Below are 11,991 nucleotides of genomic sequence, written 5' to 3' on the forward strand. Positions count from 1 at the left end.
TGATGGACACGTCAGAGGACATCCTGCATCAGGCATCCCCGGACCTCGTCCGGGGATCGGAAACGGCGCGCCGCAGCAAGGCGGCGCGCCTTTCGCCGTCCTTCATCTCCTGGCTCCAGGCCGGGCCGATGATGCTGGTGTTCCTCGCCTTCTTCCTGATCCCGCTGGTGTTCGTCGTCATCGTCTCGTTCTGGGACTACAACGAATACCAGTTGCTGCCGGCGTTCTCGGGCCGCGGCTACACCGACACGTTCGAAGGCTGCATCGCGCAGCTTCCCGACCTGTGCACCATCGGCAAGACCTATCTGATGACGCTGAAGCTGTGCTTCATGGTCTGGGCCATCACCCTCTTCATCGGCTTCTGGGTCGCCTATTTCCTCGCCTTCCACGTCAAGTCCAAGACCTGGCAGATGGGGTTGTCGCTGCTCTGCACGATCCCGTTCTGGACCTCCAACGTGATCCGCATGATCGCCTGGATCCCGTTGCTCGGGCGCAACGGCCTCGTGAACTCCGGCCTGATGAAGACGGGACTGATCGACCATCCCTTGGAATGGCTGCTGTTCTCCGAGTTCTCCGTGGTGCTGGCCCTGGTGCACCTCTTCACTTTCTTCATGGTCGTGCCGATCTTCAACTCGATGGTGCGCATCGACAAGTCGCTGATCGAGGCCGCCTATGATGCCGGCGCCACCGGCTTCCAGACCCTCGTCAACGTCATCATTCCGCTGGCCAAGCCCGGCATCGTGATCGGCTCGATCTTCGTCATCACCATCGTGATGGGCGACTTCATCACCATCGGCGTGATGGGCGGCCAGCAGATTGCGGCGGCCGGCAAGATCATCGAGACGCGGGTCAACGCGCTGCAATTTCCCGCCGCCGCAGCCAACGCCGTGATCCTGCTCGCGATCACCTTCCTGATCATCACCATGATGTCGCGCATCGTCGACATCAAGAAGGAGCTCTAGCGCATGACGGAAGGACGTCCGCGCTCTTTCTACGTGCTCGCGATCTTCTTCGCGGCCTATGTGCTGTTCCTCTACGGGCCGATGATCGCGATCTACGTGCTGTCGTTCCAGGGGCCGCAGGGCGGCCTCACCTTCCCGATGAACGGCGTATCGACCTTCTGGATCGCAAAACTGTTCCAGGGCACCGGCATCGTCGATCTCGGCGCGGCCTTCCGCCGCTCGCTGCTGCTCGGCGTCATCGTGATGATCGTCACCGTCGTGCTGTCGGTCGCCGCCGGCATGGCCTTCCGCCGCAAGTTCAAAGCGCAAAGCATCCTGTTCTACTCGGCCATCGCGAGCCTGATCGTTCCCTCGATCATCACCTCGCTCGGCATCTCACTTGAATTCCGCATCATCGACGATCTGATCAAGGCGCATTGGAACGAGAATTTCGAGACGTCGATGGGCCTGCTCACATCAGGGCTCGGCGCGCATTTGACCTGGACGCTGCCGTTCGGGCTTTTGATCATGTTCGCGATTTTCAACCGCTTCGATCCGCGCCTCGAGGAAGCTGCGCGCGATCTCGGTGCAACGCCGTGGCAGACCTTCCGTCACGTCGTGCTGCCGATCATCCTGCCCTCCGTGATCGGCATCGGTCTGTTCGGCTTCACGCTGTCCTGGGACGAGCTGGCGCGCTCCAGCCAGGCGATCGGCGCGGTCAATACATTGCCGCTCGATCTCCAGGGCCTCACCACCACCGTGACCAACCCTGACATCTACGCGCTCGGCACCGTGATCTCGGCCGTCTCGTTCACGGTGATCACGCTTGCGCTCGGCACCATCCACGTGCTCAACAAGCGGCAGGCGGCCAAGGGCTCGGACGCCGGCAAAGGGCTCGTCTGATCTGATGCGGCTTCACGTCGTCAATCCCAATACCACCGCGTCGATGACGGCGAAGATCGCCGCTGCGGCGCGCAGCGTCTGCCTGCCCGACACATTGATCGACGCCAGCCAGCCCGCGATGGGTCCAGTTTCCATCGAGGGATTTTACGACGAAGCCTTTGCCGTCCCCGGCATGCTCGGCTGCATCCGCGAGGCCGACCGCAATGGTGCGGATGCGCACATCATCGCTTGCTTCGACGACACCGGCTTAGATGCCGCGCGCGCGGTGGCGAGGGCACCCGTGATCGGCATTGGTGAAGCCGGTTTCCACATGGCGAGCCTGATCGCCGCGCGTTTTGCCGTGGTGACGACGCTGGGTGTCTCCCTCGTGCCGATCGAGCACAATTTACAGAAATACGGCCTCGCTGATCGCTGCGCCCGCGTTCGCGCTGCCGAGGTGCCGGTGCTGGCGCTCGAGGAGCGTAATGCCGATGCCCTCGGCAAAATCTCGGCGGAGATCACGGCCGCGATCCGCGACGACCGCGCGGAAGCCATCGTGCTCGGCTGCGCCGGCATGGCCGATCTCGCCAGCGAGCTCGCCGGTGCGCACGGCCTGCCCGTGGTCGATGGCGTCGCTGCTGCGGTGACGCTGGCGGAATCACTGGTGCGGCTGGGGCTGAAGACCTCCCGCCTCGGCCCCTACGCCGCGCCGCGCGCGAAGGGCTATTCCGGGCTGTTTTCGCAGTTTCAGCCTTGAGCCTGCCCCTTGTGGGGACTCTCGGAACCCGCAAGGCCTGCTGATCACTGGTTTTTTGGCTCTCAGCCTCTTTTTGGTCCCATTCCTTGCCGAAACGTAACGTTTTCGGGACGCCCCGGTGACCCCTCTGGGTTGCCGGTCTTCGCCACTCACCAAGTTTCTATTTGGGTTTTGTCAGCGATGATCGATCTCGCCCAGGACACACCGTCCAACCCCCTCCTCCGCCTAGGCGCCCAGCCGATCGCGCTGACCGCCGCGGCCCTCTTGCTCCTGATAGCGGGGGTGACATCAATCGCGATCTGGCGTGCCTATACCGGCGCCGCCCCCGAGGCCGACCGGGTGGTGGCATCGCGGCAGCTTCAGGCCCGCACGGCTCAGGCATCGGAGCAGCTCGTTGAGAAGACCAAGGGGCTCGAAGCGACCCAGCAGGAATCGATCGACCAGCTTCAGGTGGTGCAGGACCAACTCCAGGCGATGAAGCGGCTGATGGCGGCGCAACAGGCCGACACCAAGCGCCTGTCCGAGCAGGTCGCAAGCCTGAACGAATCGATCGATGGCCTGCGGCAGTCCTTTGCCAGTGCACGGGCGACCGAGGTCGAAACGCCGTCGGTTACCCGCAGGAAACCGGCTCGGTACCGCGTCCACGCCAGCGCACGCAAACGCTCGCGCGGATGAGCTGATCACGGCGCGGGAACTTTATTTTCGCCACTTGTGAACTGGATCACATTCACCCCTATGATTCCGCGCGATGCTCGCCGTCACCGGATGGCGTGAGCCGATTTCAATATCCGGGGCTGGCAAGGTCGTTGACGGTATACTGCGTCAACGGCCTTGTTTTTTAGTGGGCCGGTAGGCCTTCCCGCCTCACTCGCAGACGTCGACGCGGCGATACCGCCATCCCGAAGGCGTCATCACGCGCTTGCGGACGACGTAGCAGCCGCCGTAACCGCCATCGTCGTAGCCGGTACCATAATAGTAGGGATCACCGGAATAGGGGTAACCGTAGCCGTAATAGCCGCCGTAGTAGCCGGCACCGACGAGACCCGTCCCGATTGCGACGCCTGGCCAGAAGCCGCCATGCCAATGCCGGTGCCCCCAGCCGCCCCCGCCAAAACCACCACCATGGAAACCACCACCATGGAAGCCTCCACCATGTCCGAAACCACGCGCCTCGGCCATTTGTGGCGCCGACAGCCCGACCGCCGCCACAGTCAGCGCCGTCATGATCATCTTGCGTAACATCACTCGATCCTCCGCGTGGACACGCTCCACGCCTCAAAGCAGGATCAAGCTAACGTCAGTTGGAAACACGTGACAGCCACGCTGTCTCACTTCCGCGCGAGTGTCAGCAGCCGCGACAGATGCTCTTCATCTTCCGGTCGAGCTGTCGGTTCTCGGTGTTGACGGTGGCGTCAGTCTCCCCACCTGTGCCGGTGCCGGTGGTGACTCCCGATCCCGGGCCGGATGATTGAGCCGTACCCAGGCTGTTGGTCCCGGGCGGCGGAGCGGGCGCGTTGCGAACACCTCCGGTCGATCCCACCGAACCTCCAGTCGTTCCCACCGAGCCTCCGGTCGGCCCGGCAGAGCCGCCGGTCGTTTGCGCGAATGAGACGGCCGGCATCGCCGCGAGTGCGAGGATCATGATCATGGTCTTGATTGAGCCGGTTGCGGACGATCTGGCCATTGCAAGTGCTCCTTTGCCGGTCAACGGCTGCCATCAAGACCTGTTCCGGAACAAATGCCGTCACATCAGCTTGAAAGCGAGGGAGGCAAATCACGATGACCGATCGCGATCCCTTTGCAGAGGGCGAACGCGCCGCGCGCGAAAACATTCCGGCCGAGGCCAATCCTTACCTCGACGGCAGCGACGAACATGCACTCTGGGCCGCCGGTCACGAGAAGGTGGCAGGCGCGATCAAGGCGCACAAATCCGAGGGGCGCTGAGGCACCGCTCCGCGGCGCACGCCGACCGCTAGGCTGCCGCCACCATCTTCTCGGTGCGATCCTCCACCATCGTCACGAACATGTGGGACTCCTCGCCGGCGCCGCCGATCTGGAGCCGGCGAGCCGAGATCACGCGGCGGCCGCGCGTAGGATTGTCGACGGTATCGATGATCGGTTCGAGCTGCTGCTTCTGGGCCAGCAACTGCTGATCCCGCCGCTCGATCAATTCGGCCGCCTCGGCGGAGAACAGTTCCCGCGCGGTCTTGCCGATGATCTCGCCGCGCGACATGCCGATCATCTTCTCGGCGGCCTTGTTGACGAAGACGTAGCGCAGATTGCGCGCGTCCTTGGCGATGATGCCTTCGGCCACGTTCTCGATGATGGTGGCGAGGAAGCGCTCCATCCGTTCGAGAATGCGCTCACGCTGACGCTGCTCGGTGACGTCCTCCTGCACCGAAACCCAGCCGCCGCCGTCCATCGGGCGCTCGTAGATCTTGATGATGCGGCCATCGTTCAGGGCGATCTCATAGGCCGTCGGCTGGCGCTTGGCGATCCGGTCGAGAACCGCTCCGACATATTTCGTGACGTCGCCGCTGAACAGTCCGCTTCTAACCCGGTGCTGGAGGATTTCCTCGAGGGTCGATCCGGCCTGAATCGTCTCGGGCAGACTGTAGATCTTCCGGTAGTTGGCGTTCATCGCGACCACATTGGCCTTACCGTCGAGCATGATGAGGCCCTGCGGCATGCTGTTGATCGCGGCCGAGAGCTGCCACTTCTTGGCCTGGTACTTGTCGTTGAACTTGTCGCGCTCGGTCATCGCCGCGTCGCGCGCCTGCGCGGTGCCGAGCTCGATGAGCTCGAAGATGCGTGCCACGGCATCGCGGAAATTCTGCACCGCGCGCGCAAGATGCCCGATCTCGTCGTGACGGTGCAGATGCGGCACCTCGCTCTTGACGTCGTCTTGCGCGATCCGGTCGGTCGCCTGCGTGATTTCGGACAGCGCTCCGACCACCGAGCCGCGCATGACCACGACGTTGAGCGCCGCCAGCAGCAAGGCGGCGAGCCCGAGCGCGAACAGATAGGCGGCCGCATAGCGGTTCTCATTAGCGAGCTCGTCCGCCTCGCGGGCACGCTGCTGGTAAATGCGCTCGAGCGCCTCGATATCGCTGTTGAGCTTGCTGCGCATTGCCCGGTTGGCGTCGTTGTCGCCCCATTCACGCGCCGCAGCCGAGCTGATCTCCACTCCGCGCCGCGCGAGCTCCTGACGGAAGTCGATGAACTGGGTGATCCGCTGCCGGAAGCTCGAGAACAGCTCGGCGTCGTCGTCGCGAACGTTCTTCTCCATGGTCTTCACGGCTTCGGCAAGCTCATGGTTGCGCCGCAAGAGACCGTCGGCGAACTGCTTCATCTTGCCGCGATCGGCCGTCATATAGACGCCGCGCGACTCCATGACGATCGCATAGATCAGCGCATTGATGCGTCCGACGTTGATCGCCGCCGCGGCTGAGGACGCATGCATGTGACGATAGGTCGTCTGCAAGCGCACCGACTGAATCGACATCACGAGCAGGAAGATGCGCCGACACGCTCACCGTCGCGGAGAAGGTTTATAGCATCGCCGGCTTCCTGGCGGTCGTCACCGCGCGAACCTTACAAATTTCGTCAACAATTTGGTTCCGGCACCGAAGCCGGATCCCAGCGCCGTCGCATCCATGGCGCCACTCCCCCTGGTTGAAAACGCTCAACGGTAGGCGTGATCGCGCTAGCGGAGGATTAAAGTACGCGCCGGTACTTTTACGGTGCGGAGCCATGCTGCCCGGACGCGGGCCGCGCCGGTGCTGTCTCAGCCGATCCGCTTCAAGCCTTGCTTGAAGCGCGGGCCGTTGGCGACATAAAACTTCGCCGCACTCCCCATCTTCTGCACCTGGGCGTCGTCGAGCGTGCGGATCACGCGCGCGGGCGAGCCGATGATCAGCGAGCGCTCGGGGAACTCCTTGCCCTCGGTGATGACGGAGCCGGCGCCGACGATGCTGTTGCGGCCGATTCTGGCCCCGTTCATCACGATCGAGCCCATGCCGATCAGCGCGCCCTCCTCGATGGTGCAGCCGTGCAGGATGACGTTGTGGCCGACGGTGCAATTCTTGCCGACGACAAGCGGAAAGCCGAGATCGGTGTGGCAGGTCGAGCCGTCCTGCACGTTGGCGCCCTCGCCGATCTCGATCCACTCATTGTCGCCGCGCAGCACCGCGCCGAACCAGACGCTCGCGCCCGGCTTCAGGCGCACGCGGCCGATCACGGTGGCGGTCTCCGCGATGAAATAATTACCGTCGGCGGGAAGATCGGGCGCCTGCCCGTCGAGCTCGTAGATCGCCATGGAGGTCTCCTGTCGCGTTTACCACTGGCATAGCCAAACGGCGGCCCGGAGGCAAAGGGCCGGCCGCGCTCAAGGCGCGGGCATCAGACCAGAAGGCCGGCGGCGCGCAGCGTCATCAGAAAGAAGGTGCCGCTCATCATGCTCCAGAACCCGGCGATGAGGGTCGCCATCATCACGAACTCGACCCGGCGGCTTTCCACCCGCATGCCGCGCAGCGTGTTGCGCATGATGATGAAGGGCGCGGCGAAGACCAGGAACGGAACCGCCGCAAAGGTTTTCGGCGCCACGCCGTCCTGCAGCAGGCCGAAGCCGGCGGGCCGCTGCGCGAGCGCCTGGTATCCGTTCACGAGCGCGCCCGCGAGCGCGAAACCGATGCAGATCGAGAAGAAGGTGTTGAGAGCTTCAGGTGTCATCGGAAGTGGTCCGCTCTTGCGCAACGCGAGGTGTCTTCCTGTGACAAAGAGTGCCGGTTAACGCTACATTATCCTTAAGGGAAGGTTAACGCGGCCGGCCGGTCCGCGCAGAGCCGTCCCCGATCCCCGCAGCCCGGAACGCTCCGCGAAATCGCGGTCGCATGGCATATTCGCCGCTGATTCGTCGGCCATCGGCCGACCTCCGGCTCGACTTGCGCAATTCATGACGGTGTTTTCGGCAGCTCCCCTCAGGTCCCCCCGCACGCGCATCCGGGCGCATGTCGTCCCGATCGTGCTCGGGGGCACTGCCGCGGCATGCGCGGTGGCGCTGGTCGCCTATCTGCTGTGGCCGACCTGGGGCAGCCGGGGCGCGAACGCCCCGGACAAGCTGCCGGTGAGCGTCGGCGGCACGCTGTTCAACCTGCCGGTGACCGCGATCCGCATGAAGATCCAGCGCCACTCCGGGCCGCAGGAGCGCATCGATCTCGACTTCCTCTATCCCTCGCTGGAGCCGCCCGGCGCGCCGAAGCACGTCACCGCCGACACGGTGGAAGCGGCGGTGCAAGCGATCGACCGCATCTTCCTGTCGATCGCGGCCCATCACGAAGCGCTCTCGCCCGAGCAGCGAACCGCCACGATCTATCCGCGCTATCTCGACCGGGCCGCGGCGACGCCGGTGGACGGTCTGACGATGCGGATGTTCCGCACCGACACGCCCTACGGCAGCGAGGACCTCTACTCCGCGGTGAGCCCCGCGCTGACCACGCGCTGCACCCGCGATGCGGCCACCCCAGGCATGTGCCTCTCAGAGCGCCGCGTCGGCGGTGCCGACCTCACCTTCCGCTTTCCGCGGAGCTGGCTATCGCAATGGCGCGACGTAGCGGATGCGATGGAGAAGCTGACGGCGCAATTGCGCGGGCCGCGGGGCTGAGCGGGGCTCCGCCTGGGCGGAGGCCTTCCAAAACAAAAACTTCGAAAACAACCCCATGCACAGTAGCCAAGTGCTTGGCACGACTTCGTATTTTCAGAAGCCTGATCTGACCTGTCATGCCTGACCGGTTTGAACGATGCGGCTGCGCATTCTGCACGGAGATCGAGTTGGGGGCAGTAATGCTGATGCCCGTCATTGCGAGCGCAGCGAAGCAATCCAGAATCCCTCTGCGGAAAGATTCCTGGATTGCTTCGCTGCGCTCGCAATGACGGTGTGGAGAGAGCGCATCTCGATCTTCGATGCGTGCCCCGGACGCAGCGCAGCGTCTCTTCGACGGTGCGCTGCTGAGCCGGGGCCCATGTTGCAGAGATGCGCCGTGTGGCTTTGGGTCCCGGCTCTGCACTGCAACGCTAAGGGCGTTGCAGTGCGTCCGGGCCACGAGAGCGGCGCGCACGGCGAAGATTTCGCTTCGCTCGCAGCGGCGAAGCGACAGCTACTCCTGATCGACGAGATCGTCCTCGAGGATCGCCATCTGGAACTGGAACGAACGATCGTCGTCCTCGTCGTCGACGAACAGCACGCCGATGAACTCCTCGCCGATATAGACTTCGGCGGAATCGTCCTTCTTCGGCCGCGGCACGACGCGAATCTTGGGATTGCCGAATACGCGCTTCAGATACGCATCTAGCTTTCTCACTTCCTTGACGTCCACGGCAAGTCTCCAATCGAAAATCTGGTTGGCGGGGTTTACGACGAGACGCGGCGAACCGCCAGCATGAATTGCCAAAGAAATTCGGGACGGAAAAGGCCGGAAAATCCGGCCCGTTCCGATCGAACGGAGATCAAAGCCCCATGGCGTTGATCATCTGATCCATGGTGCGCGACGGCTCGGCGCAGCCGGCTTCGCCGACGATCTTGGCGGGCACGCCTGCAACGGTGACGTTGTGCGGCACCGGCTTGACCACGACCGAACCGGCGGCGATGCGGGCGCAATGGCCGATCTCGATATTGCCGAGGATCTTCGCGCCGGCGCCGATCAAGACGCCATGGCGGATCTTCGGATGACGGTCCTCGTTCTCCTTGCCGGTGCCGCCGAGCGTGACGCCGTGCAGGATCGAGACGTCGTCTTCGATGACAGCCGTCTCACCGCAGACGAAACCGGTGGCGTGGTCGAGGAAGATGCCGCGGCCGATGCGCGCGGCGGGATTGATGTCGGTCTGGAACACCGCCGACGATCGGCTCTGAAGGTAGTACGCGAAATCCTTGCGGCCCTTGAGATAGAGCCAGTGCGCGAGGCGATGGGTCTGGATGGCGTGAAAGCCCTTGAAGTAGAGCAAGGGGTCGATGAAGCGGGAGGTCGCGGGATCGCGGTCGTAGACGGCAACGAGATCGGCGCGGAAGGCGTTGCCGAGATCGGGATCGTCGCGCAGCGCCTCGGCATAGGCCTGGCGCACGAGGTCGCCCGACAGTGCGGAGTGATCGAGCCGGTCGGCGACGCGGTGGACCACCGCATCTTCCAGGCGGCCGTGATGCAGCACCGCCGAATAGATGAAGGTCGCAAGCTCCGGCTCGCGACGGACGATGTCCTCCGCTTCGCTTCGGATCCGGTCCCAGATCGGATCGAGCGATGCGAGCTTTCCTCCCGGATTGACCTGATGCACTGCCATGGGATTTGCTCTCTCGAATGGGCTTCTTTTGCGGGCTGTATAGCACAGTCTAGGCGACAAAGTCCTGACGGGCTTGCCTGAGAGTGAACAGCACCTTGCCCCGCCGGGGTATGCCAAGGCTTTGAAACACAACAGTTTCTTCTAACGCCCCGAAGCGCAAGGTCGGCTCAAGGTGGTCAGAGTTTTGCCAAATTCAAGCCGGGCGGCGTCAAACTATTGGTGAATTCTCTCTGAGCCGTTATTGCGGTCATGTCCGAGCGAGGACGGGAGCAGATTTGAGCATCACCACCGAACAATTGCGCGCGCGCGCCGCTGATACGTTTTGGCTGCGGCTGGCGGCGGTGACCCTGCCCCTCCTGATGATCGCGCCGGCGTTCTGGAACGGCTATCCGCTGTTGCAATGGGATACCGGCGGTTATCTGGCGCGCTGGTACGAGGGCTATCTCGTTCCCAGCCGCTCCACGGTCTTCGGCCTCTATCTGCATTATGGCGAGAGTTTCGGCTTCTGGATCAACCTCGCCGCCCAGTCGCTGGCGACGCTGTGGCTGCTGCAACTCACCTTGCGCGTGCTCGGATTGATGCAGACCTTCCGCTTCGTCGCGATCAGCCTCGGCCTGATCCTGTCGACCGCGCTGCCCTGGCTTGCGAGCATGCTGCTCACCGACATCTTTGCCGGGCTCTCGGTGCTGTCGCTGTTCCTCCTGGTGGTCGGCGCAAGCCGCACCTCGACGCTCGAGAAGACATCGCTGTTCGTCTTCACCGCCTTTGCCGCCGCGACCCACAGCGCCACGCTCGGCGTGCTGCTCGGGCTATGCGCCGCCGGCTGGTTGATGCGGCCGTTCCTCGGCAAACGGCTGCCGCTCGCCGGATTGACGCAGGCGAGCCTCACCATCGTCGCGGGTGGCCTGATGCTGGTGTCGGCAAATTACGCGCTATCCGGCAAGCTGGCCTGGACGCCCGGCGGCTATGGCGTCGCCTTCGGCCGCATGATGCAGGACGGCATCGTCGCACACTATCTCAACGACCATTGCCCGCGCGAACGTTACAAGCTCTGCCCCTATCGCAATGAGCTGCCGGCGACCGCCGACGAATTCCTGTGGGGCAAGAGCATGTTCAACACGCTCGGCCGCTTCGACGGCATGAACGAGGAGATGGGCTACATCGTCGTGCATTCGCTTGCGGACTATCCGGCCTGGCAGGCCGGCGCGGCGCTCCGCGCGATGGGACAGCAATTGCTGCATGTGGCGACCGGCGAAGGCACCAATGGCTGGATCCCGCACACCTACGGCATCATCGAGCGCTACGTCCCCGCCCAGGTCGCGCCGATGCGCGCGGCGCGGCAGCAGCACTGGGCCATCAATTTCGACAACGTCAACTGGCTACATGTCCCAGTCGCGCTGGCCTCGATGCTGGGGCTGGTTTGGCTGCTCGCGCATGCGCTGGCGAACCGCCGGCTGGACGATCTGACGCTGCTGGCGGCGACGGTGACGCTGGCCCTGCTCGGCAACGCCTTCATCTGCGGCGTGATCTCCGGTCCGCACGACCGCTACGGCGCGCGGATGGTGTGGGTTGCCACGTTCGTGGTGCTGATGGCCGCGGCGCGGCGGCTTGGCGAGGACAGCAAAGCGGGATGAGAGGGATGAAGCGTCATCACGCTTGGTTTCGCCCGAGCAGCGATCGCGCCTTCGTCGAAAAGGAACGCCGAGAATGGCGTTCAACAGCCTATCCGCGTCGGCAAAGAAATATAGTCCGATAACAGCCCATGGCGAACTCCAGGCGCTCTCGATCGGCCCGCTTGCACGTCTGCTCGTGACCCAGGCCGTTCTCTAATTCCGGGCGTGAGGTCAAGCTCTCCTTGAACATCCTTGCCGGGTCCATGGTTCTCTCCGCGGTAGGGGCGTGCCCCCCGCATGATGGCGTAAGATGACGTTGGCGGATCAATGTGTGAAGCGCGCTTTGCCCTTTCGAGCGCCGCAAAGCCAGGGGCGATCTCACCAACGCCAGCGTCCCGGCAGGGACGTTCACTCCCGCTGTTCGGCGGGAACTCGTTATCCTTTATGCAGGCTGATTAGCAGCATCATT

14 protein-coding genes are annotated in these 11,991 nt (G+C 63.8%); 7 read left to right on the forward strand and 7 right to left on the reverse strand.

Annotation, left to right across the window (positions count from 1 at the left end; all coding sequences use genetic code 11):
- The first annotated feature begins 2 nt into the window (after window positions 1-2).
- The 4 genes from YU9_RS0133730 (at window position 3) to YU9_RS0133745 (ending at window position 3,255) form a co-directional block, all read left to right on the forward strand.
- A complete protein-coding gene (locus YU9_RS0133730) occupies window positions 3-962 on the forward strand; it encodes an ABC transporter permease (protein WP_027576725.1) in 960 nt (319 codons plus the stop codon).
- A gap of 3 nt (window positions 963-965) precedes the next feature.
- Window positions 966-1,844 (forward strand): ABC transporter permease, encoded by an 879-nt coding sequence (locus YU9_RS0133735; RefSeq protein WP_027576726.1) that lies wholly within the window; start codon window positions 966-968, stop codon window positions 1,842-1,844.
- Window positions 1,845-1,848: 4 nt separating this feature from the next.
- The gene (locus YU9_RS0133740; protein ID WP_027576727.1) at window positions 1,849-2,580 is read left to right on the forward strand and encodes an aspartate/glutamate racemase family protein; all 732 of its coding nucleotides are present in this window, start codon (window positions 1,849-1,851) and stop codon (window positions 2,578-2,580) included.
- Between the two features lie 180 nt (window positions 2,581-2,760).
- On the forward strand, window positions 2,761-3,255 hold the full coding sequence (locus YU9_RS0133745) for a hypothetical protein (protein ID WP_027576728.1): 495 nt from the start codon (window positions 2,761-2,763) through the stop codon (window positions 3,253-3,255).
- A gap of 189 nt (window positions 3,256-3,444) precedes the next feature.
- Here the strand turns inward: YU9_RS0133745 and YU9_RS0133750 are convergent, their stop codons facing one another.
- Together YU9_RS0133750 and YU9_RS0133755 are read right to left on the reverse strand one after the other, a co-directional pair.
- A complete protein-coding gene (locus tag YU9_RS0133750; RefSeq protein WP_027576729.1) occupies window positions 3,445-3,822 on the reverse strand; it encodes a hypothetical protein in 378 nt (125 codons plus the stop codon).
- Between the two features lie 103 nt (window positions 3,823-3,925).
- Window positions 3,926-4,264: a hypothetical protein gene (locus YU9_RS0133755; protein ID WP_027576730.1), complete on the reverse strand. Its 339-nt coding sequence runs from the start codon at window positions 4,262-4,264 to the stop codon at window positions 3,926-3,928.
- Window positions 4,265-4,359: 95 nt separating this feature from the next.
- On the opposite strand from YU9_RS0133755, the gene YU9_RS49350 reads away from it, so the two are divergent.
- Window positions 4,360-4,524: a hypothetical protein gene (locus tag YU9_RS49350; protein ID WP_198028342.1), complete on the forward strand. Its 165-nt coding sequence runs from the start codon at window positions 4,360-4,362 to the stop codon at window positions 4,522-4,524.
- Window positions 4,525-4,552: 28 nt separating this feature from the next.
- Here the strand turns inward: YU9_RS49350 and YU9_RS46575 are convergent, their stop codons facing one another.
- The 3 genes from YU9_RS46575 to YU9_RS0133780 form a co-directional block, all read right to left on the reverse strand.
- On the reverse strand, window positions 4,553-6,070 hold the full coding sequence (locus tag YU9_RS46575) for a PAS-domain containing protein (RefSeq protein WP_245266639.1): 1,518 nt from the start codon (window positions 6,068-6,070) through the stop codon (window positions 4,553-4,555).
- 297 nt (window positions 6,071-6,367) lie between these two features.
- Window positions 6,368-6,898 carry a gamma carbonic anhydrase family protein gene (locus YU9_RS0133775; protein ID WP_027576732.1) on the reverse strand — a complete coding sequence of 177 codons (531 nt, stop codon included), beginning with the start codon at window positions 6,896-6,898 and terminating at the stop codon, window positions 6,368-6,370.
- Window positions 6,899-6,981: 83 nt separating this feature from the next.
- Window positions 6,982-7,311: a hypothetical protein gene (locus YU9_RS0133780; protein ID WP_027576733.1), complete on the reverse strand. Its 330-nt coding sequence runs from the start codon at window positions 7,309-7,311 to the stop codon at window positions 6,982-6,984.
- A gap of 223 nt (window positions 7,312-7,534) precedes the next feature.
- On the opposite strand from YU9_RS0133780, the gene YU9_RS0133785 reads away from it, so the two are divergent.
- Window positions 7,535-8,242, forward strand: coding sequence for a hypothetical protein (locus tag YU9_RS0133785; protein ID WP_027576734.1), 708 nt, complete (start codon window positions 7,535-7,537; stop codon window positions 8,240-8,242).
- A gap of 493 nt (window positions 8,243-8,735) precedes the next feature.
- Here the strand turns inward: YU9_RS0133785 and YU9_RS0133790 are convergent, their stop codons facing one another.
- Together YU9_RS0133790 and cysE are read right to left on the reverse strand one after the other, a co-directional pair.
- Complete coding sequence (locus YU9_RS0133790) at window positions 8,736-8,954, reverse strand: DUF3126 family protein (protein WP_007602550.1); 219 nt, start codon at window positions 8,952-8,954, stop codon at window positions 8,736-8,738.
- A 130-nt stretch (window positions 8,955-9,084) separates the two neighbouring features.
- On the reverse strand, window positions 9,085-9,909 hold the full coding sequence (gene cysE / locus YU9_RS0133795) for a serine O-acetyltransferase (protein WP_027576735.1): 825 nt from the start codon (window positions 9,907-9,909) through the stop codon (window positions 9,085-9,087).
- 275 nt (window positions 9,910-10,184) lie between these two features.
- On the opposite strand from cysE, the gene YU9_RS0133800 reads away from it, so the two are divergent.
- Window positions 10,185-11,543: a hypothetical protein gene (locus YU9_RS0133800; RefSeq protein ID WP_027576736.1), complete on the forward strand. Its 1,359-nt coding sequence runs from the start codon at window positions 10,185-10,187 to the stop codon at window positions 11,541-11,543.
- The last annotated feature ends 448 nt before the right edge of the window (window positions 11,544-11,991 follow it).

This window comes from Bradyrhizobium sp. WSM1743, assembly GCF_000473065.1.
Classification (GTDB): domain Bacteria; phylum Pseudomonadota; class Alphaproteobacteria; order Rhizobiales; family Xanthobacteraceae; genus Bradyrhizobium.

Excerpts from the sequence above, each read along its gene's own strand:
- YU9_RS0133730 (WP_027576725.1), top strand. The coding sequence starts at position 3 with ATGGACACGTCAGAGGACATCCTGCATCAGGCATCCCCGGACCTCGTC.
- YU9_RS0133735 (WP_027576726.1), top strand. The coding sequence starts at position 966 with ATGACGGAAGGACGTCCGCGCTCTTTCTACGTGCTCGCGATCTTCTTC.
- YU9_RS0133740 (WP_027576727.1), top strand. The coding sequence starts at position 1,849 with ATGCGGCTTCACGTCGTCAATCCCAATACCACCGCGTCGATGACGGCG.
- YU9_RS0133745 (WP_027576728.1), top strand. The coding sequence starts at position 2,761 with ATGATCGATCTCGCCCAGGACACACCGTCCAACCCCCTCCTCCGCCTA.
- YU9_RS0133750 (WP_027576729.1), bottom strand. The coding sequence starts at position 3,822 with ATGTTACGCAAGATGATCATGACGGCGCTGACTGTGGCGGCGGTCGGG.
- YU9_RS0133755 (WP_027576730.1), bottom strand. The coding sequence starts at position 4,264 with ATGGCCAGATCGTCCGCAACCGGCTCAATCAAGACCATGATCATGATC.
- YU9_RS49350 (WP_198028342.1), top strand. The coding sequence starts at position 4,360 with ATGACCGATCGCGATCCCTTTGCAGAGGGCGAACGCGCCGCGCGCGAA.
- YU9_RS0133775 (WP_027576732.1), bottom strand. The coding sequence starts at position 6,898 with ATGGCGATCTACGAGCTCGACGGGCAGGCGCCCGATCTTCCCGCCGAC.
- YU9_RS0133780 (WP_027576733.1), bottom strand. The coding sequence starts at position 7,311 with ATGACACCTGAAGCTCTCAACACCTTCTTCTCGATCTGCATCGGTTTC.
- YU9_RS0133785 (WP_027576734.1), top strand. The coding sequence starts at position 7,535 with ATGACGGTGTTTTCGGCAGCTCCCCTCAGGTCCCCCCGCACGCGCATC.
- cysE (WP_027576735.1), bottom strand. The coding sequence starts at position 9,909 with ATGGCAGTGCATCAGGTCAATCCGGGAGGAAAGCTCGCATCGCTCGAT.